General features: G+C 42.0%; 23 protein-coding genes and 1 other RNA gene. 3 read left to right on the top strand and 21 right to left on the bottom strand.

All coding sequences use genetic code 11. The features are described 5' to 3' along the window. Positions 1 to 73: 73 nt before the first annotated feature. From BLU58_RS07065 to BLU58_RS07050, 4 genes are all read right to left on the bottom strand, one after another. Positions 74 to 331 (bottom strand): hypothetical protein, encoded by a 258-nt coding sequence (locus BLU58_RS07065; RefSeq protein ID WP_093291523.1) that lies wholly within the window; start codon positions 329 to 331, stop codon positions 74 to 76. Then, the gene (locus BLU58_RS07060; protein WP_093291522.1) at positions 328 to 1,119 is read right to left on the bottom strand and encodes a ParM/StbA family protein; all 792 of its coding nucleotides are present in this window, start codon (positions 1,117 to 1,119) and stop codon (positions 328 to 330) included. The genes BLU58_RS07065 and BLU58_RS07060 overlap by 4 nt, the downstream gene beginning before the upstream one ends. 66 nt (positions 1,120 to 1,185) lie before the next feature. Next, positions 1,186 to 1,665 carry a peptide-methionine (S)-S-oxide reductase MsrA gene (gene msrA / locus BLU58_RS07055; protein ID WP_093291521.1) on the bottom strand — a complete coding sequence of 160 codons (480 nt, stop codon included), beginning with the start codon at positions 1,663 to 1,665 and terminating at the stop codon, positions 1,186 to 1,188. A gap of 12 nt (positions 1,666 to 1,677) precedes the next feature. Continuing rightward, the gene (locus tag BLU58_RS07050; RefSeq protein ID WP_093291520.1) at positions 1,678 to 2,238 is read right to left on the bottom strand and encodes a beta-class carbonic anhydrase; all 561 of its coding nucleotides are present in this window, start codon (positions 2,236 to 2,238) and stop codon (positions 1,678 to 1,680) included. 303 nt (positions 2,239 to 2,541) lie between these two features. Here BLU58_RS07050 and BLU58_RS07045 point away from each other — a divergent pair, with 303 nt between their 5' ends. Further along, positions 2,542 to 2,796 carry a PGPGW domain-containing protein gene (locus BLU58_RS07045; RefSeq protein WP_072331959.1) on the top strand — a complete coding sequence of 85 codons (255 nt, stop codon included), beginning with the start codon at positions 2,542 to 2,544 and terminating at the stop codon, positions 2,794 to 2,796. A 50-nt stretch (positions 2,797 to 2,846) separates the two neighbouring features. Here BLU58_RS07045 and BLU58_RS07040 read toward each other — a convergent pair whose 3' ends face one another. The 4 genes from BLU58_RS07040 to BLU58_RS07025 form a co-directional block, all read right to left on the bottom strand. After that, positions 2,847 to 3,494: an O-methyltransferase gene (locus BLU58_RS07040; protein ID WP_093291519.1), complete on the bottom strand. Its 648-nt coding sequence runs from the start codon at positions 3,492 to 3,494 to the stop codon at positions 2,847 to 2,849. A gap of 73 nt (positions 3,495 to 3,567) precedes the next feature. Beyond that, entirely contained in the window at positions 3,568 to 3,975 is a 408-nt protein-coding gene (locus BLU58_RS07035) for a DUF4190 domain-containing protein (protein WP_093291518.1), read from the bottom strand. A gap of 85 nt (positions 3,976 to 4,060) precedes the next feature. Then, entirely contained in the window at positions 4,061 to 4,342 is a 282-nt protein-coding gene (locus BLU58_RS07030) for a DivIVA domain-containing protein (protein WP_093291517.1), read from the bottom strand. A gap of 128 nt (positions 4,343 to 4,470) precedes the next feature. After that, entirely contained in the window at positions 4,471 to 4,974 is a 504-nt protein-coding gene (locus BLU58_RS07025) for a YhcN/YlaJ family sporulation lipoprotein (protein WP_176786543.1), read from the bottom strand. A gap of 146 nt (positions 4,975 to 5,120) precedes the next feature. Between BLU58_RS07025 and ftsW the strand changes: the two genes are divergently transcribed. Continuing rightward, positions 5,121 to 6,251: a putative lipid II flippase FtsW gene (gene ftsW, locus BLU58_RS07020; protein WP_093291515.1), complete on the top strand. Its 1,131-nt coding sequence runs from the start codon at positions 5,121 to 5,123 to the stop codon at positions 6,249 to 6,251. Between the two features lie 27 nt (positions 6,252 to 6,278). Here ftsW and BLU58_RS07015 read toward each other — a convergent pair whose 3' ends face one another. The 7 genes from BLU58_RS07015 to BLU58_RS06985 form a co-directional block, all read right to left on the bottom strand. After that, positions 6,279 to 6,569 (bottom strand): 2Fe-2S iron-sulfur cluster-binding protein, encoded by a 291-nt coding sequence (locus BLU58_RS07015; RefSeq protein ID WP_093291514.1) that lies wholly within the window; start codon positions 6,567 to 6,569, stop codon positions 6,279 to 6,281. A 51-nt stretch (positions 6,570 to 6,620) separates the two neighbouring features. Beyond that, positions 6,621 to 7,235 (bottom strand): DedA family protein, encoded by a 615-nt coding sequence (locus tag BLU58_RS07010; protein ID WP_093291513.1) that lies wholly within the window; start codon positions 7,233 to 7,235, stop codon positions 6,621 to 6,623. 95 nt (positions 7,236 to 7,330) lie between these two features. Then, positions 7,331 to 8,086 carry a cysteine hydrolase family protein gene (locus tag BLU58_RS07005; protein ID WP_093291512.1) on the bottom strand — a complete coding sequence of 252 codons (756 nt, stop codon included), beginning with the start codon at positions 8,084 to 8,086 and terminating at the stop codon, positions 7,331 to 7,333. A 251-nt stretch (positions 8,087 to 8,337) separates the two neighbouring features. After that, positions 8,338 to 9,408 (bottom strand): M42 family metallopeptidase, encoded by a 1,071-nt coding sequence (locus tag BLU58_RS07000; RefSeq protein WP_093291631.1) that lies wholly within the window; start codon positions 9,406 to 9,408, stop codon positions 8,338 to 8,340. 179 nt (positions 9,409 to 9,587) lie between these two features. Next, an RNA gene (rnpB, locus tag BLU58_RS06995) (RNase P RNA component class A) lies at positions 9,588 to 10,001 on the bottom strand. A gap of 58 nt (positions 10,002 to 10,059) precedes the next feature. Next, the gene (locus BLU58_RS06990) at positions 10,060 to 11,133 is read right to left on the bottom strand and encodes a Nif3-like dinuclear metal center hexameric protein (RefSeq protein ID WP_369813704.1); all 1,074 of its coding nucleotides are present in this window, start codon (positions 11,131 to 11,133) and stop codon (positions 10,060 to 10,062) included. Between the two features lie 8 nt (positions 11,134 to 11,141). Then, positions 11,142 to 11,897, bottom strand: a complete 756-nt coding sequence (locus BLU58_RS06985; protein WP_093291511.1) for a tRNA (adenine(22)-N(1))-methyltransferase — start codon at positions 11,895 to 11,897, stop codon at positions 11,142 to 11,144. Positions 11,898 to 12,037: 140 nt separating this feature from the next. On the opposite strand from BLU58_RS06985, the gene BLU58_RS06980 reads away from it, so the two are divergent. Then, a complete protein-coding gene (locus tag BLU58_RS06980; RefSeq protein WP_072331985.1) occupies positions 12,038 to 12,256 on the top strand; it encodes a spore germination protein in 219 nt (72 codons plus the stop codon). A 20-nt stretch (positions 12,257 to 12,276) separates the two neighbouring features. On the opposite strand, the gene BLU58_RS06975 is transcribed toward BLU58_RS06980, so the two are convergent. From BLU58_RS06975 to dnaG, 6 genes are all read right to left on the bottom strand, one after another. Next, positions 12,277 to 13,755: a M1 family metallopeptidase gene (locus BLU58_RS06975; protein ID WP_093291510.1), complete on the bottom strand. Its 1,479-nt coding sequence runs from the start codon at positions 13,753 to 13,755 to the stop codon at positions 12,277 to 12,279. A 127-nt stretch (positions 13,756 to 13,882) separates the two neighbouring features. Continuing rightward, positions 13,883 to 14,983, bottom strand: a complete 1,101-nt coding sequence (gene hppD, locus BLU58_RS06970) for a 4-hydroxyphenylpyruvate dioxygenase (RefSeq protein ID WP_093291509.1) — start codon at positions 14,981 to 14,983, stop codon at positions 13,883 to 13,885. Between the two features lie 87 nt (positions 14,984 to 15,070). After that, positions 15,071 to 15,670: a GNAT family N-acetyltransferase gene (locus BLU58_RS06965; RefSeq protein WP_255404640.1), complete on the bottom strand. Its 600-nt coding sequence runs from the start codon at positions 15,668 to 15,670 to the stop codon at positions 15,071 to 15,073. 168 nt (positions 15,671 to 15,838) lie between these two features. After that, positions 15,839 to 16,978, bottom strand: coding sequence for an acyl-CoA dehydrogenase family protein (locus tag BLU58_RS06960; protein ID WP_093291507.1), 1,140 nt, complete (start codon positions 16,976 to 16,978; stop codon positions 15,839 to 15,841). Between the two features lie 224 nt (positions 16,979 to 17,202). Beyond that, positions 17,203 to 18,324 (bottom strand): RNA polymerase sigma factor RpoD, encoded by a 1,122-nt coding sequence (gene rpoD, locus BLU58_RS06955; RefSeq protein ID WP_072335636.1) that lies wholly within the window; start codon positions 18,322 to 18,324, stop codon positions 17,203 to 17,205. A 30-nt stretch (positions 18,325 to 18,354) separates the two neighbouring features. Continuing rightward, on the bottom strand, positions 18,355 to 20,184 hold the full coding sequence (gene dnaG / locus BLU58_RS06950; protein WP_093291506.1) for a DNA primase: 1,830 nt from the start codon (positions 20,182 to 20,184) through the stop codon (positions 18,355 to 18,357). Positions 20,185 to 20,235 lie beyond the last annotated feature (51 nt).

The raw sequence follows: 20,235 nt of genomic DNA, 5'->3' as shown, positions 1-20,235 counted from the left end.
CCCACATTTTACGTTTCAACACTCAATAAAAAAGACAGGCAGATGCCTATCTATAGGATCTTCTTGCCAATCATCAGCCAAATGGCAATCCGCTATTACGAATTTCGTTTTTCTTAGTAATGGGGTCTGCTATCTTAGGCGACTGGTTCCCACTTCCCTTTTGGTATCCATGTCGCCATGCAAACAATAAATGTTTTGCTAAATTACTAAAGTTATCCGTTCTTTGATGGATAAACATATAAAGATCTTTTTCTAATGGATCCGATATGTCAAAGGTAACCGTCAGCATTTTTTGTGATGAGCCTGCAGAGGCTGATTGACGACTATTCATAATGTAATCAGCGCCCTCCCTACCTCATAGTACCCACGGACATTGGCTGTTTGTGGATCACTCATGGCGAAAGCATATCGAAAATGAGACTGTATATACGGTTCTAGATGCAGGGCAACACCGCCAATTAATAAAACCACATCATCAGAGTTCCAGCTTTTTGAGACATGGGCTGCAATCATATCAGCCATTTCTCTTGCATTGGATTCCCGCACCGTTTCCCAGCCAACGGGGATTGTTCCAGATTCACGATCAATAAAAACCTTATCTTTAAATGTTACATAGTTCGTTGTTTTCGCACCGACATCTACAATCCGCACCAAACCAGCACGAGGTGCGGAAAAAAAGGCCCCACCACCTTCGATGGTGGTGTATACCCGTTGTACATAAAAGCGCTTCGTCTGTCCGTTAACCGTAACCTCATGATGACCTTCTAATAGCTTGCGAACCGATTCCCGCTCTTTTTCCGTATAGTTGCTGATGGGTAATCCCGTTACCAAATCAACCGTTCCCGAAGCTCCAGATAGATGGATTCCTGTCAAGGCAAGAAGAAGTGTCTCTTCTACTGCTTTGGTTTCTTGCATGGCTTGTCGAGTAAACTCCCCTTCTCGTTCAGCCAGATTCCCTACAAACCAATTCTTGCCTTGATACTGAAGTTCTATATCACCCTCAAGCTCTTGGCGATAGTTACGCTTTCGCCAACCACTCACTTTACTAGGAAACATAAACGTGCGATTTTCGGTTCGTACCTTTACAAAGCTTCTACCGCAATCAATTGCTACTAACATCGCTATCCCCCTTCGATTTCATGTATATGAAACGGGGGCAAGCAATATGAAAGATTGATTTACTCTTTAGAGATGGCAGGATCCTAGCCCTCTTTTTTGTAGATACCGCTGATGATATTCCTCTGCGCGGTAAAAAGCAGTTGCTGGCGTGATTTCCGTTACAATCGAATTTCCCCATTTGCCTGATACGTCTAGCTCCGCTTTCGAAGCTTCGGCCCATTCTTTTTGTTGCTCAGAATGGTAGAAGATTGCAGACCGATACTGAGACCCTACATCTGGCCCCTGGCGATTTAGTGTGGTCGGATTATGATTTTCCCAAAACACTTGTAAAAGAGTCTTATATGAAACCTCATTTGAGTCAAATTCGACTTCTAACACTTCAGCATGCCCTGTTTGATCTGTGCAAACTTCTTGATAAGTGGGAGAAGTAGTCGAACCACCCATATAGCCTACTGCCGTATGTTTTACTCCTGGAATCACACGAAACACTTCCTCCACACCCCAAAAGCATCCTGCTCCAAATGTTGCTTTTTCTAATAGCGACAAGGAAATAACCTCCTACTCATATCCTCTTACGACTTCGTCGAGTTTCCCTGTGTTTGGATCAATTACCAGCCCATGGACAGGTATATTACTAGGAAACAGCGGATGGTTGCGGATCATTCTTACACTTTGCATAACCCCTTCTTCCACTTCTCCACATCCACACAACCACTTCTCCACTTCCACGCCTTGGTCGTAAACCGAATCAAGAGCTTCTTGATTGACCCCCATTTGTTGAATCCGCTCTAACACCATACCTGATTCTAAGCCAATCATGCCACAATCATGATGACCGATGACAAATACTTCTTCTACAGCTAGTAGACTCACGCCTACCAAAATGCTTCTCATCACCGATCCATATGGACTCGTAATCAGAGCACCAGCCGTCTTCACCACTTTCGCATCTCCATTTTGAATATTCATCGCTTTAGGTAATAATTCTAACAATCGGGTATCCATACACGTAACAACTAATATCTTGTCCCCCGGATATTTCCCCGTTTGATAAGGCATATATTCTTTCCTTCGTACAAACTTATCATTATAGGCTAAAATCCCTTCTAACTTACTCAACCTTAACACCTCTCTCATTAGACTGAATGTTTTACCTAAGAAAAATACTTTGTATTCATTATAACAAACTAACTCCTCCACAGCTCGCCTAAGTAATTCATTGCAGGAGGCGTATTTCTAAGGATATCCTAATATCTGGATACTTAAAAACAGCACCACTTATGTTTAGCTAGCCGATCGCAGGGAATAGAAAAGCATGTTCGTGAAATAGACAAAAAGAAAAGGTTGTCCCCATTAATTTTTTTTAGATATACTAAAAACATTAGTAGCGATCTAAAAAAGGTAAGGAGCTGATTAACTCTTATGACAGCACGAAAAAAACTATGGCTAAACATTTTAGGTTACTTCTTCTTAGTATTAGGAGTTATCGGTTGTGTCCTTCCCTTTTTACAAGGAATCCTCTTTATTTTAGTAGGTCTGAGCATACTATCTCAAACCTCCCCTTGGGCGGCGCGACTCCTACATCGTTTCCGCACAAAATACCCAAAAATAGCAGAGAAGACAGATGCCTTTCTTCTCAAATTATTTCCTAAAAAAAAAGGAACATCCAAAAACTAAAGAAGAAAAAAGACAAATCCTCTAACTAAGCGTGAGGGTTTTGTTTTTATTTATACTTTCACCCTTGCTACTCCAAGGCCATCTCCGATCGGAAATAAAATAGCCTCTAAACGCGGATGAGAAGACAGGATTTCATTTACCTTTCGTACTGCTGCAGGAGCAGGATTTAGGGCATCTTTTTTATCAAAAATCCGTCCATTAAAAAATAGATTATCACAACAGAGAATCGCCCCTGGATCAGCCAATTGCAGGACTTTCTCAATATAGACAGGATAATTTATTTTATCAGCATCAATTACAATAAAGTCAAATTTCTCCTTCTTACTGATTAGCTGATCCAATGACAACAGTGCGTCTCCCACATAGATGGAGACCTGATCCAACAAGCCAGCACGTGATAAGTTTTGACGGGCAAAGCTAGCATGTTCTTCTTTTATCTCTAAACTTACTACCTCTCCATCCATCCCCATTCCTCTCGTTAACCAAATCGTACTATATCCGCCAAGTAAGCCAATCTCCAAAGCACGTTTCGCACCGGAAATCTTAGCTAAAAGGTAAATAGCCTTCCCCACTTCTGGTGGTACGGAAATAAGTGGTAGTCCATTTTCCACTAAGCCAGTAGTGACTGATTTTAATAAGTCATCTTCTTGTACATACAACTCCTGAATATAAGCTTGTTCTATTTTCTTTTGCTCCATGTTTCACCGATCTCCCTACTGCAACAAAATACAAAAATCCCACTGCACCAAGACTAGCACAATGGGACAACTCTTAGCTATATATCATCATAGGCAAAATGAGAGTAGTGAGCACTAAAACCACTGCACCAATCCCGATTCCATACCACCCCAAACGATCATCGTACCGAAGAGCCAGCACTCCTAATACAATTCCGATCGGCGCTAAAATAAAAGGGATGATAAAAAAGGAAAGGATGGAAATCAAGATAGAAGCAATTCCTAATTTAGCAAGTGTTGGGGTACGCGGTCCTTTGGTCTCTTTAAAATCATCCGAGTCCCTATCATTTCGAGTACGTTCCGTACGCATCGAATAGCCTGGTGGTGAAATCCCTACTTCTTGTGCAATCTCGACATCATCATGTACCGAAAGATCGGGCTTATTATCTTGCTCAGATGATGTATCTGATCCTAGTTGATTATTATGTTCAAAATGATCCATTCGTACATTCCTCCCTTTCGATATTGTGTCCACATCGAAAAGGAACTATACGAAGGCAAAATCTCATTTTTGTATTATTCCATCTTTAACGAAGCACCCTTTTTTCAAGCCTATCAATACGCGCTAACATTTCCCTGATAATCTCATCATATTCGGATAAATCAGGAACAGCGACCTGCTCCCTTCTCGATGAGGTGGCTCCTCCTCCCTTAGCAAGCTCTCTCTTTAACTGTTCATTTTCATGTAGAACTTCCTCATAATCACGTACAATGATATCCAAAAATTCATCTACCGCTTTAGCGTCATAGCCCCGAAGTACTGTTTTAAAATCTTTATTAATAATATCCGTAGGTGTGATTCGTTTCATCGCTCTCCACTTCCCTCAAATTTGTATAGTATTTATTATAACGAAAACAAGCAAATCAACAACTTCAATATAAGAACAAATTAGAAATAAAATAGACTAGGTCGTAAGCCCTAGTCTCCCGTCTATCCTCACTCAGGAGAGAGTGAAAATCGCTCTACCATATTCTTTAATTGTTGATTAAAGTCGTTCATTGGTTTGTTGTTGCGAGCTTGCTCCGTTATATCGGTTACAGTTTTCACAAAATCAGGTTGAACCGACAGATACACACTACGGATTTCAGGTCTGGCTTGCCTCACTACATCCGTTACTTTCTTTCGCATCATTGGAGTCATCGTAAAATGAGTAAAATCTTGTTCCATACGTAAGCCTACATAAGCCGTTTCGCCCGTCAGGAGTACCGTAGCATCTTTCACCTTAGGAAGATCCTGGATTTTCCTCTCCATTTCCTCATCCTGTTGAAAAGCTGGATTCATCCCCTGATTCTTATTCTCAGGAGCTGATACTTTTATGGGATTATAGTTTGGGTCGTTCAAGTGATTTGACTCTTTCCGGGAGTAAACGGCACATCCTATTGAACTTGATACCAAAACAACACTTAGTAAAAGCACTTTACCAACACGGGACATTCCCATCTTCATTCCTCCATTTATCATCCTTTGCGCTTAGTATGAACAGGATGGGGGCACATCATGAGCAAATCAGGTGACAAACTTTGTGTTTGACTAGAAGATTTTGGTATAATCGTTTCTATATAGTTTTCATTAAAGGAGTCGTGAGTATGAAGCGTGGGAAGCCAGACTTTTGGCTTATATTGGTAATCTTTATGTTGGTAGGCTTTGGACTCATCATGGTGTTTAGTACAAGTTATTATAAAGGATTAGTGGACTATCAAAATTCATATTATTTTTTTCAAAAACAATTAATGTTTACAGGGGTCGGATTTCTCGCCTTCTTCATCGCCATCAATATTCCTTACACCTTTTATCGAAAACACATTGGGAAATTTCTACTGATCACGGTACCTTTGCTTATTTCTGTCTTTTTTCTGGCTAGAGAGATTAATGGGTCACAACGGTGGCTTGTATTTGGGCCTGTCTCGGTTCAACCTTCCGAAATTGCGAAAATCGTTATGATTATCTACACGGCATCTATTATGGTAAAAAAACAAAGTGTCATGAATCAATTTTCAAAAGCGTTATTCCCTCCCCTTGTCGTAATCGGCCTCATCTGTGGCTTATTATTAGCTCAACCACATTACAGCGGAATGATGATTGTTCTAACCACTTGTTTGGCCATTATTTTTTGCTCTGGAGCTAGAGTACGACACCTTTTTGGGATGTTCGCAACGATTATCCCTATCGCATTAGGCGTTCTATTTATAAGGGACTACCGAATCGATCGGATTATGGCGATTTGGGACCCTTTCAAGTACGCACTAAGCGAAGGAATGCAAACTGTATACTCGCTATATGCGATTGGTCCTGGAGGACTACTGGGTGCAGGATTGGGGAATAGCATTCAAAAGCTAGATTATCTACCGGAGGCACATACGGACTTTATCTTCTCCATTATTGCAGAAGAACTTGGGTTCATTGGCGGGCTATTTATGATCCTCTTGTTTCTTACCTTAATCATTCGGGGTATCTTAATTGCAGCAAGAGCACCTGATCAATTTGGTACATTACTTGGTGTAGGTATCGTCACGTTAATTGGAATTGAAGCGATTTTTAATCTGGGAGTAGTAACGGCTTTACTGCCAGCCACTGGAATCCCGCTTCCCTTTATCAGCTATGGGGGATCGGCACTCATTATTAAGCTGTTTGCAATGGGAATGCTACTAAACATCTCACGTTATTCATCCAAAAAAGCGAATACCAAAACCGTTAAAGAAACACCTGTAAACGCATAAAAAGCTCTCCAGTCTCGGAGAGCTTTTTTATCGTGGTTCAATTACTGCTTCTACATCACCATATACAAAGCACTGACACGCTAAGCGATTCCCCTCAGCCAGACCCTCTTCACCAATATGATGATATTCACGTTCGGTCGGTTCACTCAGGTGATCGCCTCCAGAGGTAATTTTCACGTAACATTTAGCACAATTTCCTTTTGTACATTTGAAAGGGATCGGAATGGATTCCGAAATCGCTTCTAATAAGAAATTGCTCCCCTCTGTCGCCTCATATTGAAACAGTGTACCATCGCACATAACCTGTACTTTTGACATGATGGCCCCCCAATGAAAAGCCCCATCACCTGTTGTGACAGAGCTTATCTGCTATTTTGTATGTATTGATTTTCTTTGATTTACACGGTACAAGTACCAAATCAGCCATATAAGAGCAATCGGAATGACGATGAAAAGTGCCTCTTGACTATATTTATGAAGATAGTTAAAAGCTGCTTCCCAGTTCTTCCCTAATATATGCCCCATGCCGATAAACGTAGTACACCAGACAATCGCACCTGTATAGGCAAATAAGGCAAAGCGAGTAAAGCGCATTCCAGAAATCCCAGCGAGGTATGCCGTTACATGTCTGACCCCTGGGATAAAATATCCAACGAATAGTAACCAATTTCCATATTTCCGAAACATAAGTTGAGCAAAAATTAATCGCCTTCTGGTGATAAAAATACGAGGTCCATATTTTTTTAGAAAAGGATACCCAAACCTTGAACCCAGTATATAACTAATAGTTATCCCAGAAGCTGATCCCGCTAAAGCGCTAAGAAATGTAAGGGATAGGTTTAGCTTCCCAGTCGTGGTGAGATAACCCAGAAATGTCATCATAATTTCGTCAGGCAACGGAAGCCCCACGATTCCAAGTACTAAAAACAAAAAAATACCTATGTATCCATAGTGTTGTAGTAGGTCAGCCAGTTGTTGTTCCATGAAAGCACTCCAATTTCCTATAACATACAAGATAACTTAAAGATAACATAACACAAACTCATTTCGCATTCCACTAAGCAGAGGAAAGAAACCCCCTATTCCTCTTTCTTTTCCGACAGATTTGTGACTAATGTGATACCATTTGCTTTCATATGGTATAGGAAGACGATGTCGAAGAAGTCAGCGTTATGGGCAAACGCACCTATTTCATTGGCTACATCAATTGGAAGATCATACGTTCTTACGTGGGATATAGGTACAATTACTTCTACATCAGCGTTTTGCTCATTGGCAAGTAGTCGAATTCCCATCGTATTTTGGTAGATACAAAGATCTGTGCAATCTCCTACCATCACAAATGTGCTTCTGGCCTTTCGAGCCAAGATCTTCGTTACGGCTTCATGGAAGGGGATCCCCTCCTGATTTACTCCAAATAGTCCATTTGTTGCGTTTTTAGAATACACTTGGACACCTGGTAGATCTTGATAGGATCGAAGCTCATCTACAATCTCCGCCTCTATGGTACCCTGTACACAGTGAGGGGCAAATGAAGTAAATTCTACTGCCTGTTCCGGATGAGCATCTTGGAGAAAGATTAGATTAGATGCTAAAAGACCTCTCTCTAATAAGGAATCCGTTAGTGCTTTGACGGGTTGTACCATTTCACGAACTCTCACACTTGATAGAGGACCTATGTCGCAAAAACCTTTGATAATGTCTACATAAACTAAATATACATTTTCTACTCCCCCTGCTTTTGCCAAAAGTTCATCGATGGTCCAAGCAGGGGATTTCTTTACATTGTTTTCGATATGAGTTAGGAATTCGTGATTCTTGTTTGTGTTTGTCAAAGAAAATGGCTCCTTTCTCGATTACCTATAAGTACACACTTCATCATAACGATACCACTTCCTGAGACTACGTAAACACTAACAATGAAATCGCTTCTAGTGGCTCGAGACATATCCAGATAGAGCTCACTAACATCGCGGAGGAGAGATACATGGCACCTAGTCCATTTCCCTCACTCCTGCTTCTAATCATCGATAGAAAAATAGTGACTTGAAACTACCCGTTAGTAGATCAAATCACTTTTTATTCTCTAAAGATAATCTGTTACGTTTTTTACTTGCTCCGTGTCTAAACGCTTTGTCACTGCAACCAATAGACGGATCAGATCTTGTACATCTTGCTTGCTCACCATAGAAGCATGGCTATGTATATAGCGAGAAGCGACCCCGATGGATAAGGAGGGCAATCCACGTTTATAGAGATGAAATCTTCCCGCATCGGTTCCCCCACCTAACATCGTATCTACTTGGTATGCGATCCCCTCTTTTTCAGCTGTTTCGATCACAAGGTCACGAAGCCGTATGTTTGGGATCATGGTAGCATCTAAAAAGGTAATAACGGGACCTTTGCCCATTTTCGCTTTGGTCAAGCTCTCCATTCCAGGACCATCTTGAGCAATCCCTACATCAACGGCGAACGCCACATCTGGCTCCAAAGCAAAAGGAGCTGTGGTCGCACCTCGTAGTCCTACTTCTTCTTGAACAGTAGCGCCTGCTAATACTGTATTAGGGTGGGACTCTTTCTCCATTTGCCGTAATACTTCCAGAGCAACATAGCATCCCATTCGATTATCTAATGCTTTCGCCAAAATCGTATCGTCATCAGGAAGGATCTCAAATGGACAGATCGGAATGATGGGATCTCCCACTTTAATCCCCCATTCTTTTAACTGCTCGTCACTATGAGCTCCTACATCAATAAACATCTCACGCATCGGATATACTTTATTTCGCTCTTCTGGTGTTAATACATGGGGCGCTTTCGATCCGATAACACCCGTAAAAGTCCTTTTTTCTGTGACAATCTGCACGCGTTGTGCTAGTAAAACTTGACTCCACCAGCCTCCCAGCGGAGCAAACCGCAAGTAACCACTACTAGTGAACTCAGACACCATAAACCCGACTTCGTCTAGGTGACCAGCCAATAATATCCGAGGACCCCCAGAAATCCCTTGTTTTTCACCAAATATACTTCCTGTATTGTCGGTCTTTATCTCAACCTTCGATTTCATCTGGCGAAGCTCTCGTTCCATAATGTGTCGAACTTCTTGCTCGTAACCAGAAACTCCTCGTGCTTCAGTCAATTCTTTTAATAAATCCATCATCTGTAAATTCTCCTTTGGTTCCAAAGTCACTATTAGTAGATTGTGTTCAACTGGTGTGAGATATACAGATGAGTAAGATAAAAGCATAACGAGAAAACGGCCTAAGGGAAATCCCTAAGCCGTTTTCGTAATCGTCCATTATTAATGGGGTTCAATTATAAAGTTACAAGCTCAAATTGGAAAGCAAACAATAAGCCGAGTTCTGTTCTCCTAGTGGTAATCGATGGCTTGTTACATCTCCCACTGTTGGAGTGACAATCATCTATCTAGGCCTACCATCGCTAGTAGGCTCAAGCGACCTACCCGAAATCACTGCGGGCAACAGCTACACTTACGTGTCGATTTCCTATCAGGTCTTGCTCCAGATGGGGTTTACCTAGCCAACATGTCTCCATGTTGCTGGTGCGCTCTTACCGCACCGTTGCATCCTTGCCTGTGAGGTATACACCTCCATCGGCGGTCAACATTTCTGTGGCACTAGCCTTAGGGTTGCCCCCACCAGCCGTTAACTGGCATCTTGCCCTACGGAGCTCGGACTTTCCTCCCGTGGGACCTTGCGGTACTCCACCAGCGATTGTCCTGTTTACTTTCCAGAGAATATTAATTATACATTCATTTCTTCCCACTATGCAAGATCTTTCTGATCCTTTACTGGAAGGAAAATGGGTTTGTATCGATTTGTGAAAGTTGAATCGAAATTTGGTTACCAAATGCATCCTGCAATCGGTCTACTACTCGTTGCATCGTAACATATTCGATATGATGCCCTGGATCAACCAATGTAATCCCTTCTGCGAGCGCATCCTGTGCAGTATGAAAATCGATATCGCCGGTTAGGTATACATCCGCTCCTTGCAAGACAGCCTCTCTCATATAACGAGAACCTGCGCCTCCTAACAGAGCTACTTTTTCAATCATGCGATTAGAGTCGCCTACGTACCGCAAATGAGGGACATGGTATGCACTTTTTACCAAATCAATAAATGCTTGTAACGTCATTCGTTCAGACAATGTCCCGATCTTCCCCATGCCAATCGGGTTTCCCGGCGAATCAAGAGTGTATAAATCGTAAGCTATTTCTTCGTACGGATGTGCCTTACGCATAGCAGACAGAATCATTTGCTGCTTACTCTCTGGAAGTATCGTTTCTAAGCGAACTTCAGCTACTCGCTCCAAGACACCTTGTTCCCCAACATATGGATTCGTATCACTATGCGGAAGAAATGTCCCCGTTCCTGTTGTTTGAAAGGAACAATGACTATAGTTCCCAATCCAGCCTGCTCCTGCTTCGCCTAAAGCATGTTCCACCTCGCCTACATGAGACTCCGGCACAAATACGACTAATTTCTTGAGCCGATCTTGTTTATGATGGACAAAAGTACGACATCCTTGCAATCCTAGCTTCTCTGCTAGAACCGTATTCACTCCCTCTTCTGCTGCATCCAAATTCGTATGAGCGATATACACTTGGATATCATGCTTTAGACATTTTTGTAATAAGCGCCCTGCTGGAGAGTCTGTGCGAATTTGTTTCATCGGTTGATAGATAATGGCATGATGACCCATGATCCAGTTGGCACCTTGTTTGATCGCCTCATCAACCACCTCTTCCGTTACATCGAGCGTAACTAAAACTCCTTCCACCTCCGCATGAATCGATCCCACTTGTAAACCAATGCGATCATTTTCTACAGCTAGCTTAGGATTTGCAAACATCTCCATCCATCTGATTAATTCTGCTCCTCGTATAGCCAATTCATCACCTGCTCCCACATTTCCATCTCTCTTTCTAATTCCCTACGACGCTGGATCGCTTGCCCAGATTGTCCATTTGACAATTGCTTATAAACCTTTTGCATCTGCCCTAACTCTTCCTGCATCTTCGCACGCAATAGAGGATCTCGATTTCGCCATAGAAGCGGGCCAATTCGTTCTAAGATAAGCCGCGGAATCGGTTGATTCTCGTATACATCTTCGGCACCCCGCTCTGCAACTATCATCTCATAGTAAATCTCCGCATCATACACGATCTCTTCATGAATGAGCTTCCATCGATTCGCCACTAGCCACTGCCTAACCCGATGTCCGCCAATATTAGGTTGCAAAACAAGTCTCTTTACAGATTCTAGCTTTGATTTCCCTGCATCTAAAATAGAGGTGATCAAAGCTCCCCCCATCCCTGCAATCACAATTTGATCCACTTCTCCATCACGCAACACAGACAAGCCATCACCTAAGCGTACATCGATTTGTTGACCCAAACCGTATGCTTGAATCCGCCCTGCTGCATTTTCAAAAGGCCCCTTGTTCACTTCTCCTATAATTCCTTGTCCGAGAAGCCCTTTCTGCGCAACCGATAGTAACAACCAACCATGATCCCCTCCAATATCCGCCACTCTACAATCAGGGAGGATCCATGAGGCGATTTTCGCCAGTCGCTCGGATAAATGAACTGGCTCACTCGTATGTAAATTTCCCGCTTCCACGTTACCAAGTCACTCCTATTACACTTCGTCGGTTTCTGATATGAATGGGTCTATTATAACGCAAGTAATCAGATCGATGTACCTTTTCTAGGCGATGTTCATATGAATACATAAAAGGTTTCTAAAAAGGAGACATTCCCATGCCAACATGTAATAACCTGTTTAATGTCAGGATTGTTGCCGTCAGTAGTACGGGCACCGTAAACCTGGGTAACTCGGTTCAAGTCAATCCTTGCAATAACTCCGTTAGCCTCGGGGGAGCAGATCCTGTAGGCGATTTCTCTGTAAACGCAAATAACGAACGGAGTATGTATATCGATCCTGACTTTGCTAGTCAGCTAGGCCGTACATTTCTCTAGCCGGAAAAAAGTCTGCTTCATCACGAAGCAGACTTTTTGGATTTTGAATCATTTCCCTTAAAGTACAACCACTGATCAAAGAAGGATGTTAAATCCTTTCCTGATACCTCACTTGCAATCTGGATGAAATCTTTCGTTGTAGCGGTCCGATATTGAAACCTCTGATAATATGTGCTCATGATTTTCATCACTTTGTCTTCGCCAATCTGCCCCATCAGATCAAACATCATCGCCGTTGGACGAAGGTAGACCATTAATCCATAGACTTCATCAGAATAATCATAGAGCTTCTGAGCACTATGAACGTGCAGGGAGTCGTGGATCTGATTCGTACGTCTCACCACTTTTTTCAACCACTCTTCCCCATTTTCCCCTTTTTTCTTTTTCATATAAAGAAATTCAGAGAAACTAGTTAACCCCTCATCTAGCCACGGCTCTTTTGCCTGATTACTCCCCACTACGCCGTACCACCACTGATGCGCTAGCTCATGTGCCACTACGTTTACAGCCGGAACTTCTCCCTTTAGACTCGGAGCTTTTGGCACAGAAGTAACTAATCCCGGGTACTCCATCCCCGCAATCCCATAACCCGTTTCGCCTAGAACCACATCGATTTCCTCATAAGGATACGAACCAAATCTCTCTCCAAAAAACTTCATTCCATCGACTGCTGCTTTATGTAACTCATCTTTCACATCATCCATACCCGTTAAATACCACAGATTCACTTGAATATTTCCTGATTTCCCTTGAACCACTTGATAATCCTTTGTAATGACAGCGGCAAAGTCGCGGACTTGATGTTGCGTCAGTTTGATCTCTCCGCCCTTCTTGGTAATCGTGTCCTTGGCAGTAGAGATTACTTGATATCCCTCTGGGACATGGAATGTAACGTCAAAATCGGACATGTTCGTATAAAAAGGATCACCGATTGCGGTATAAGGTTCATTATGCCATCCTTCTTTATCTTTCACAGAAAGAATCGGGTACCATTGTGCAAGGAAGGCGGTGTGCTTAAAGGTGTTAAGCCTTGTTCCTCCTTTTGGAAGCTGTAAGGTATAGTCCATCTCAATCCGTGCAGACTTCCCTTTCCCTAATGCCTGAGGTAAAGAGATTTTCATAATCTCATTCTTTATCTCTTGCTTAGCCTCTTTTCCATCTACCTTTACATTTTGCAACTTAATAAAGCCAGGTTTTTGAGGTTTCGATTCTTTATTGTACTTCCAATCCTGAAAGACGTTGGGATATAGATGAAAATAGACTTCTTTTTGAGGTTCCGTTCGTGACTCAGGTAGGTCCACCTTCATTTTCCCTTTTACTACTTGTTTTTTGTCATCGTAAGTAGCCTCAATCTGGTAATGAGGACGATCAACTACGGATTCATTCTCTTTTGATTCCATTTTACTAGAGCTAAACTCTAGGAAAGTATTACTCATTGCAAAAACAACCAGAATCGCAGATATACTAATAGAGAAGGTCTTCTGACTGGTAAATTTCATAAGGATGGGTCACCTCAAACTTTTGGCATATTTCTGCTTAGAGTCACCCATCCATGGCAACTTTATACATAAATAAAACAGACTCCACCACTCAGAGTCTGTTTTATGATGTCTGTATGGGTTTGTTTTATAAATTTCCGCGACGCTCCTGCTCACGTTCAATCGCTTCAAATAGTGCTTTAAAGTTCCCTTCCCCAAAACCACGAGCACCTTTACGTTGAATAATCTCAAAAAATAGAGTTGGACGGTCGACTAGAGGTTTCGTGAAGATTTGTAATAGATAGCCCTCGTCATCTCGATCTACTAAGATACTAAGACGACGTAGCTCATCTAGTGGCTCATCAATTTTCCCGACTCGCTCCGTTAACTCATCATAATAGGAGCCCGGTGTATCGAGAAACTCCACGCCATTTTTGCGCAATGCTTCCACCGTTTGCACGATATCATTGGTAATGAGCGCAATATGTTGCACCCCTGCCCCACGGTAGAAATCTAAATATTCCTGAATTTGGGACTTACGTTTCCCGTTAGCAGGCTCATTAATTGGAAACTTAATACGACCTGTTCCACTTGTCATCACTTTCGACATCAGTGCAGAGTACTCGGTACTGATATCATCATCATCAAAATGAATCATTTGTTTAAAGCCAAGCACCTGCTCATAGTAAGAAACCCACTCTTCCATACTTTCCACATTTCCAACTACATGGTCTAGAGCGACTAAATCAGCCGGATTGTTCGGAATCTGCATCGTCGCTTCGACAAAACCTGGAGCAAACACGCCCTTATACTGTTTCCGTTCCACTAAAGAATGAACCGCATCACCATAGGTTCCAATGATGGCACGCTTCACGACTCCGAAATCATCTTCCTCAATCGTGGGCGACTGAATCGCAAGCGCTCCACGTTTAATCGCTTCTTCAAAAGCAATCTCAGCATCCTCCACAGAAAATGCGATATCTTTCACTCCATCACCATGTAGATTTACAAACTTCGTAATCTCATGCTCAGGAAGGTACGCTCCACTTATCAATAATCGAATATTTCCTTGCTCTAATAGATACGATACTTTATCACGGCTTCCTGTCTCAAGCCCTCTATAAGCCACTAGGCGAAAACCAAAAGTCTGGCAAAAAAAGTAGGCTGTCTGCTTTGCGTTTCCAGCGTAAATCTCCAAATAATCAACATCGATAATAGGTAGATGGTCTTTATGTACATTAGATGTCATCTGAATCTCTCCTTTAATCGGAAATTTACAACTACTCTTTTAGTTTATATTGTATAAAACTATTTATGCAAGCGTTTACATTGCCGCTCAATCGCTTTTGCGCAATGAAAGCTTACGGAAATCATCAGCTATCATACTATATATACACTTATTTGTGAGGTTTCCCTGCATATCCATGCTAGCATCCCGTAAAACGCCTTCTAACTGATAATTAAGTCTCTCCGCTACTTTTCGACTCTTCATATTCCGCTCTTCGCAGCGAATCTCAATTCGATTTGCATGAAAAACTTGAAAAGCAAATACCGTTAGTCCCCTTACTGACTCTGTTATGTACCCTTTTCCCATAAAACTTTTTCTACACCAATACCCAATTTCAAATTTAGGAATCTGCCAATTGACTTGATGTAACCCGCTACTACCTACGAAAATCTTTGTACCTTTTTCATAAAGGTGAAAGCGAAAATCCGTCCTTTCCAGAAATTCGCAGTGCGCTTTTCTCACGCTTGCTTCTACTGCCTCTTCTGTCGGATTTTGCTGTGCCCATGGCATCCAAGGTTGTAGTATATCTAAAGTCTCCATCATAGCTTCATAGATTTCAGGGCCATCACCAGGTAATGGAGCACGTATAATCAATCGCTCCGTCTCAAACGAATGAGGAAAATCTTTTAGGATGGGGGGTTTATTCAAATTAGTTACTCCTCTGTTCATAAAATCAAAAAAATGATATCGTCTTCCATTTATTATACAGGAAGCGATATCACAAAAATGATAATAGATTATTTTTTTATCAAGACTGCGTGAAACATAGCTGATCGAACGATCGCTCGATAAATAGGGATAAGAAAGTAACTACACCTAACAACCAATCTCCCTTGAGATAATGTTACGCTGTATTTCGGATGTTCCTTCCCCAATCTCGGCTAATTTGCAGTCTCGGAACATTCTTTCTACTTTATAATCGTGCATATAACCCCAGCCCCCGTGAATCTGAACAGCTTGGGAACAGACTCGCATCGCCATCTCTGACGCATATAATTTACATATAGAAGCTTCTGTCGTATACTTCCTATTCTGATCCTTCAGCCATGCCGCTTTATAAACATATGTCCGCGCTAACTCGATTTCCATCGCCATATCTGCCAACTTGTGTTGAATCACTTGGAACTTGGAAAGCGATCTTCCAAACTGCATACGTTCTTTTGCATATTTGAGAGCCAGTTCGTAAGCTCCCTGAGCAATACCAACTGCCATAGCACCAATACCGATTCTTCCTCCATCTAATGTTACCAAGAATTGTTTAAATCCTTCCCCTATTTTCCCAAGAACAGCATCCTCCGCTACCTCTACATGATCTAAGACCAATTCTGTGGTATTGGAACTATGCAATCCCATCTTATGGTAGTTACTGATCACTTCAAACCCAGGCGCATCTGTAGGTACGATAAACGCTGTAATCTCCTTCGAAGACCCCGTCGTCTCTGTCTTAGCAGTTAAGGAGACAAACTTCGCGTAACTTGCATTGGTAATAAAGCACTTTGAACCGGTAATATTCCAACCACTTTCGGTACGAATCCCTTTAGTCATCGTTCCACCTGCATCAGAACCTGCACCTGGCTCTGTTAATCCAAATGCTCCTAAGGAAGCCCCTTCACAAATCGGTACAAGAAACTCCTTTTTCTGTTCCCTCGTCCCAAATAGAGATAACGGAGCACCGCCTAGTGAGATGTGGGCCGAATAAGTAATGCCTGTAGAAGCACATACCCGGCTTAATTCCTCCACTGCAATCGCAAACGAAATAGTATCCGCACCTGCCCCACCATACTCTTCTTCAAATGGGAGTCCCATCATCCCCAGCTTTCCTAGTTTTTTCATAATCTCTAGTGGGAACTCCTTGTTACGATCTCGCTCGTCTGCCTCTGGAGCTACTTCACCATCCGCAAAGTCCCGCATCATATTACGAATCATAAGTTGCTCTGCTGTTAAGTCATAGTTCATGCTGTCCCCTCCAACAAAAACGGAATGTATGCGCTTTCAAGTCCATTATAGCCAGATAAGTTTGTTTACTTCAATAATTTTCAATATTATTAGCATATCTTCTTATTTTGGTCTTGATTCCGATTTGCATTGAGGAATGAAAAAAGATAAAATTAGATCAATCCAAACAAAAAGCACCCCGAAGGGCGCTATTTACCTGATATTCATGAAAAGAGACGGAATCTTTATTCTAGGAAATCCTTCAAACGCTTGCTCCTGCTAGGGTGGCGAAGCTTGCGTAATGCCTTTGCTTCAATCTGACGAATTCGTTCACGAGTAACACCAAAAACTTTACCAACCTCTTCTAGTGTGCGAGTTCTTCCATCATCTAGACCAAATCGAAGTCGAAGTACATTCTCTTCTCTCTCAGAAAGAGTATCTAATACATCTTTTAGCTGTTCTTTTAATAACTCATAGGCCGCTGCCTCTGCTGGTGCTTGTGCATCATCATCAGGGATAAAGTCGCCTAAATGTGAGTCATCTTCTTCCCCTATCGGCGTTTCGAGTGATACTGGCTCTTGAGCAATCTTTTGAATCTCACGGACTTTCTCAGGAGTAAGTCCCATCTCGTTTGCGATTTCTTCTGGCGAAGGCTCTCGACCTAATTCTTGAAGCAACTGACGATTGACACGTATCAACTTATTAATAGTCTCAACCATATGCACAGGGATCCGAATGGTACGTGCTTGATCTGCAATAGCACGTGTAATTGCTTGGCGGATCCACCATGTTGCGTAAGTACTAAATTTAAATCCTTTCCGGTAGTCGAATTTCTCAACCGCTTTAATAAGTCCCATGTTTCCTTCTTGGATTAAGTCAAGAAAAAGCATCCCACGTCCAACATATCTTTTCGCAATACTCACAACTAAACGTAAGTTCGCTTCTGCGAGACGGCGTTTTGCTTCTTCATCGCCCTCTTCTATACGAGTGGCAAGCTTTACTTCTTCTTCAGCTGATAAGAGGGGAACACGACCAATCTCCTTTAAATACATGCGAACAGGATCATTGATTTTAACCCCTGGTGGGACACTTAGATCATCGACATATGGGTCCTCTGTATTATTTGAAGCATTAAATTTAAAGGGATCTTCATCATCTTGGCCTTCGTTAATTACATCAATCCCCTGCTCATTTAGTGTTTCAAAAAATTCATCTACCTGTTGCGAATCTTGTTCGTAACTCGATAATTTTTCCATAATGGTCTTATAACTTAAAAAGCCCTGTTTTTTTCCTAACTCTGTAAGCTGGCTCTTTAATTGTTCAAGAGTAAATTCTAATTCCGTATCGACATTTTGTTCTTTCGCCAAAGTAGGTTTCCTCCTTCCTGGATCGCATGATTACCGCATTTTTTTCTTCTGTCTCAGCTGTTCGATTAACTCTAGTCCCAGCTGGGCGGCTTTCATAGGCTCTCCAGCACGTTCGATTTGCTTCACAAGCTTTTGATTTTTATTCCATTCACGTTCCAATGGAACTTTCTTTACTTGGTTTATATAATCTTTTAGAGCTTCTTCTGACACTTCGTCAGGGACATCCATCATTGCAATTTCTGTCGCTTTATGAATAAAGGAAGGTTCCTTAAGACTGTGCAAAAACTGCCCTAGATCTGCTGGATAACCTTCTGCATAATACGAATACAAGTGCGCTACTAGTGCTGTATGAACCTCAGTCTGAAAATCCGCTCCTAAATGATCCTGTACCCAATCACAAACAGAGCGATCCCGCATCATGTGTGCGAGTAGGTGCATCTCTGCGCGTTCGATCGGATGATAGGAACGCAACTTTCTGGATACCATTTTTCCATCTTCTTTGTACCCATTATTCCACTTCCCTGCCTCTTTATCCCCCCAGGCTTGCTTTTTCTTTCGAAATCTGATACGCCTTTGTTCCTCTTTCAAAGCTTCCATTGAGATTTGAAATTCTTCAGCTAACTTTCTCAAATAGTGATCCTGTTCAATGGCAATAGGCAAATCCGCAATCAACTCCACTGCTTTGCGAATATACGCAAGACGTTCCACCTCATCTTGAAGCTTGAAATCCTTTTTCGCCCGTTCTAATTGAAAGGAAGTAGATGAAAGAGCACCTGCGATCATTTCCTTCTGAAACGAATTTCCCCCAAATCGCCGAATGTAATCATCTGGATCAAAACCGATTGGAAGCGGCACTACTTTTACCATCAATTCATGCGGCCGCATCAACTCGAGCGCTTTTAAGGCGGCATTTTGGCCCGCATTGTCAGAATCATAGCAAATTATAAGGCTCTTCGTATGTTGCTTGATCACTTTTACCTGGTCTTCGCTGAGAGCCGTACCAAGCGTCGCAACCCCTGTATGAACACCTTCCTGCCACATCATGATGACATCCATATAACCTTCAGCAAGAACCATATTTTGTTCTTTGCGGATGGAAGACTTTGCACGATGAAGATTATAAAGTTGTTTTCGCTTATGGAACATTCCAGTCTCGGGACTATTTAAGTATTTAGCTTGCTCATTCTCTTCGAAACTTCTCGCACCAAATGCAATCACACGCCCCTTAGAATCGTGAATCGGAAATATAAGTCGTCCGTAAAAGCGATCTCGATAGGTTCCTTGAGATTCACTTTTTTTAATGAGACCAGCCTTTTCAATTAGGGAAGTTGCATAACCACGTTTAGTAAGAAAGGATAATAAAAAGTCATAAGACCTAGGTGCAAATCCTAATTGAAATTCCTGTGCCGTCTCTGGATTAACTCTCCTTCGTGCTAGATAAGCCTTTCCATCATTTCCTTGAGGGGTGTTCATCAATACATGATGATACAGCTTGGCAGATAGATCAAGAATTTTGTACAACGTAGCCCGTTCCACTTCTTCAGGTGTAAGTTCTCTTACTTCATTAGGCAGAGAAATCCCAGCTTCTTCAGCGAGTCGTTCTACAGCTTCCAAAAAAGATAATTGCTCTACATCCATGATAAACTTGATCGAATCTCCACCTGCACCACAGCCAAAACAATAATAAATTTGTTTATCAGCAGCTACCGAGAAAGAAGGGGTCTTCTCCGAGTGAAAAGGACATAACCCAAAATAATTACGCCCACTTTTTTTTAACTGAACATATTTTTCCACTACATCTACGATGTCGAAGTGTCTGCGGACTTGATTGATAACTTCATCTGAAATTCTGCGCCCCATCCCCACCACTACTTTCTACTGGCAGACTTTTGTAGTGAAATATGTCCTCTA

Origin of the sequence: Thermoactinomyces sp. DSM 45892 (genome assembly GCF_900107305.1) — a bacterium.
GTDB lineage: Bacteria > Bacillota > Bacilli > Thermoactinomycetales > Thermoactinomycetaceae > Baia.
The sequence above is the reverse complement of the archived record's forward strand: the minus strand, read 5'-3'. Positions and strand labels throughout refer to the sequence as shown.

Coding starts and splice junctions, on each gene's coding strand:
- BLU58_RS07065 (WP_093291523.1), bottom strand. CDS start 331: ATGAATAGTCGTCAATCAGCCTCTGCAGGCTCATCACAAAAAATGCTG.
- BLU58_RS07060 (WP_093291522.1), bottom strand. CDS start 1,119: ATGTTAGTAGCAATTGATTGCGGTAGAAGCTTTGTAAAGGTACGAACC.
- BLU58_RS07045 (WP_072331959.1), top strand. CDS start 2,542: ATGACAGCACGAAAAAAACTATGGCTAAACATTTTAGGTTACTTCTTC.
- BLU58_RS07040 (WP_093291519.1), bottom strand. CDS start 3,494: ATGGAGCAAAAGAAAATAGAACAAGCTTATATTCAGGAGTTGTATGTA.
- BLU58_RS07035 (WP_093291518.1), bottom strand. CDS start 3,975: ATGGATCATTTTGAACATAATAATCAACTAGGATCAGATACATCATCT.
- BLU58_RS07030 (WP_093291517.1), bottom strand. CDS start 4,342: ATGAAACGAATCACACCTACGGATATTATTAATAAAGATTTTAAAACA.
- BLU58_RS07025 (WP_176786543.1), bottom strand. CDS start 4,974: ATGGGAATGTCCCGTGTTGGTAAAGTGCTTTTACTAAGTGTTGTTTTG.
- ftsW (WP_093291515.1), top strand. CDS start 5,121: ATGAAGCGTGGGAAGCCAGACTTTTGGCTTATATTGGTAATCTTTATG.
- BLU58_RS07015 (WP_093291514.1), bottom strand. CDS start 6,569: ATGTCAAAAGTACAGGTTATGTGCGATGGTACACTGTTTCAATATGAG.
- BLU58_RS07010 (WP_093291513.1), bottom strand. CDS start 7,235: ATGGAACAACAACTGGCTGACCTACTACAACACTATGGATACATAGGT.
- BLU58_RS07000 (WP_093291631.1), bottom strand. CDS start 9,408: ATGGATTTATTAAAAGAATTGACTGAAGCACGAGGAGTTTCTGGTTAC.
- BLU58_RS06990 (WP_369813704.1), bottom strand. CDS start 11,133: ATGGAGATGTTTGCAAATCCTAAGCTAGCTGTAGAAAATGATCGCATT.
- BLU58_RS06980 (WP_072331985.1), top strand. CDS start 12,038: ATGCCAACATGTAATAACCTGTTTAATGTCAGGATTGTTGCCGTCAGT.
- BLU58_RS06975 (WP_093291510.1), bottom strand. CDS start 13,755: ATGAAATTTACCAGTCAGAAGACCTTCTCTATTAGTATATCTGCGATT.
- hppD (WP_093291509.1), bottom strand. CDS start 14,983: ATGACATCTAATGTACATAAAGACCATCTACCTATTATCGATGTTGAT.
- BLU58_RS06960 (WP_093291507.1), bottom strand. CDS start 16,978: ATGAACTATGACTTAACAGCAGAGCAACTTATGATTCGTAATATGATG.
- dnaG (WP_093291506.1), bottom strand. CDS start 20,184: ATGGGGCGCAGAATTTCAGATGAAGTTATCAATCAAGTCCGCAGACAC.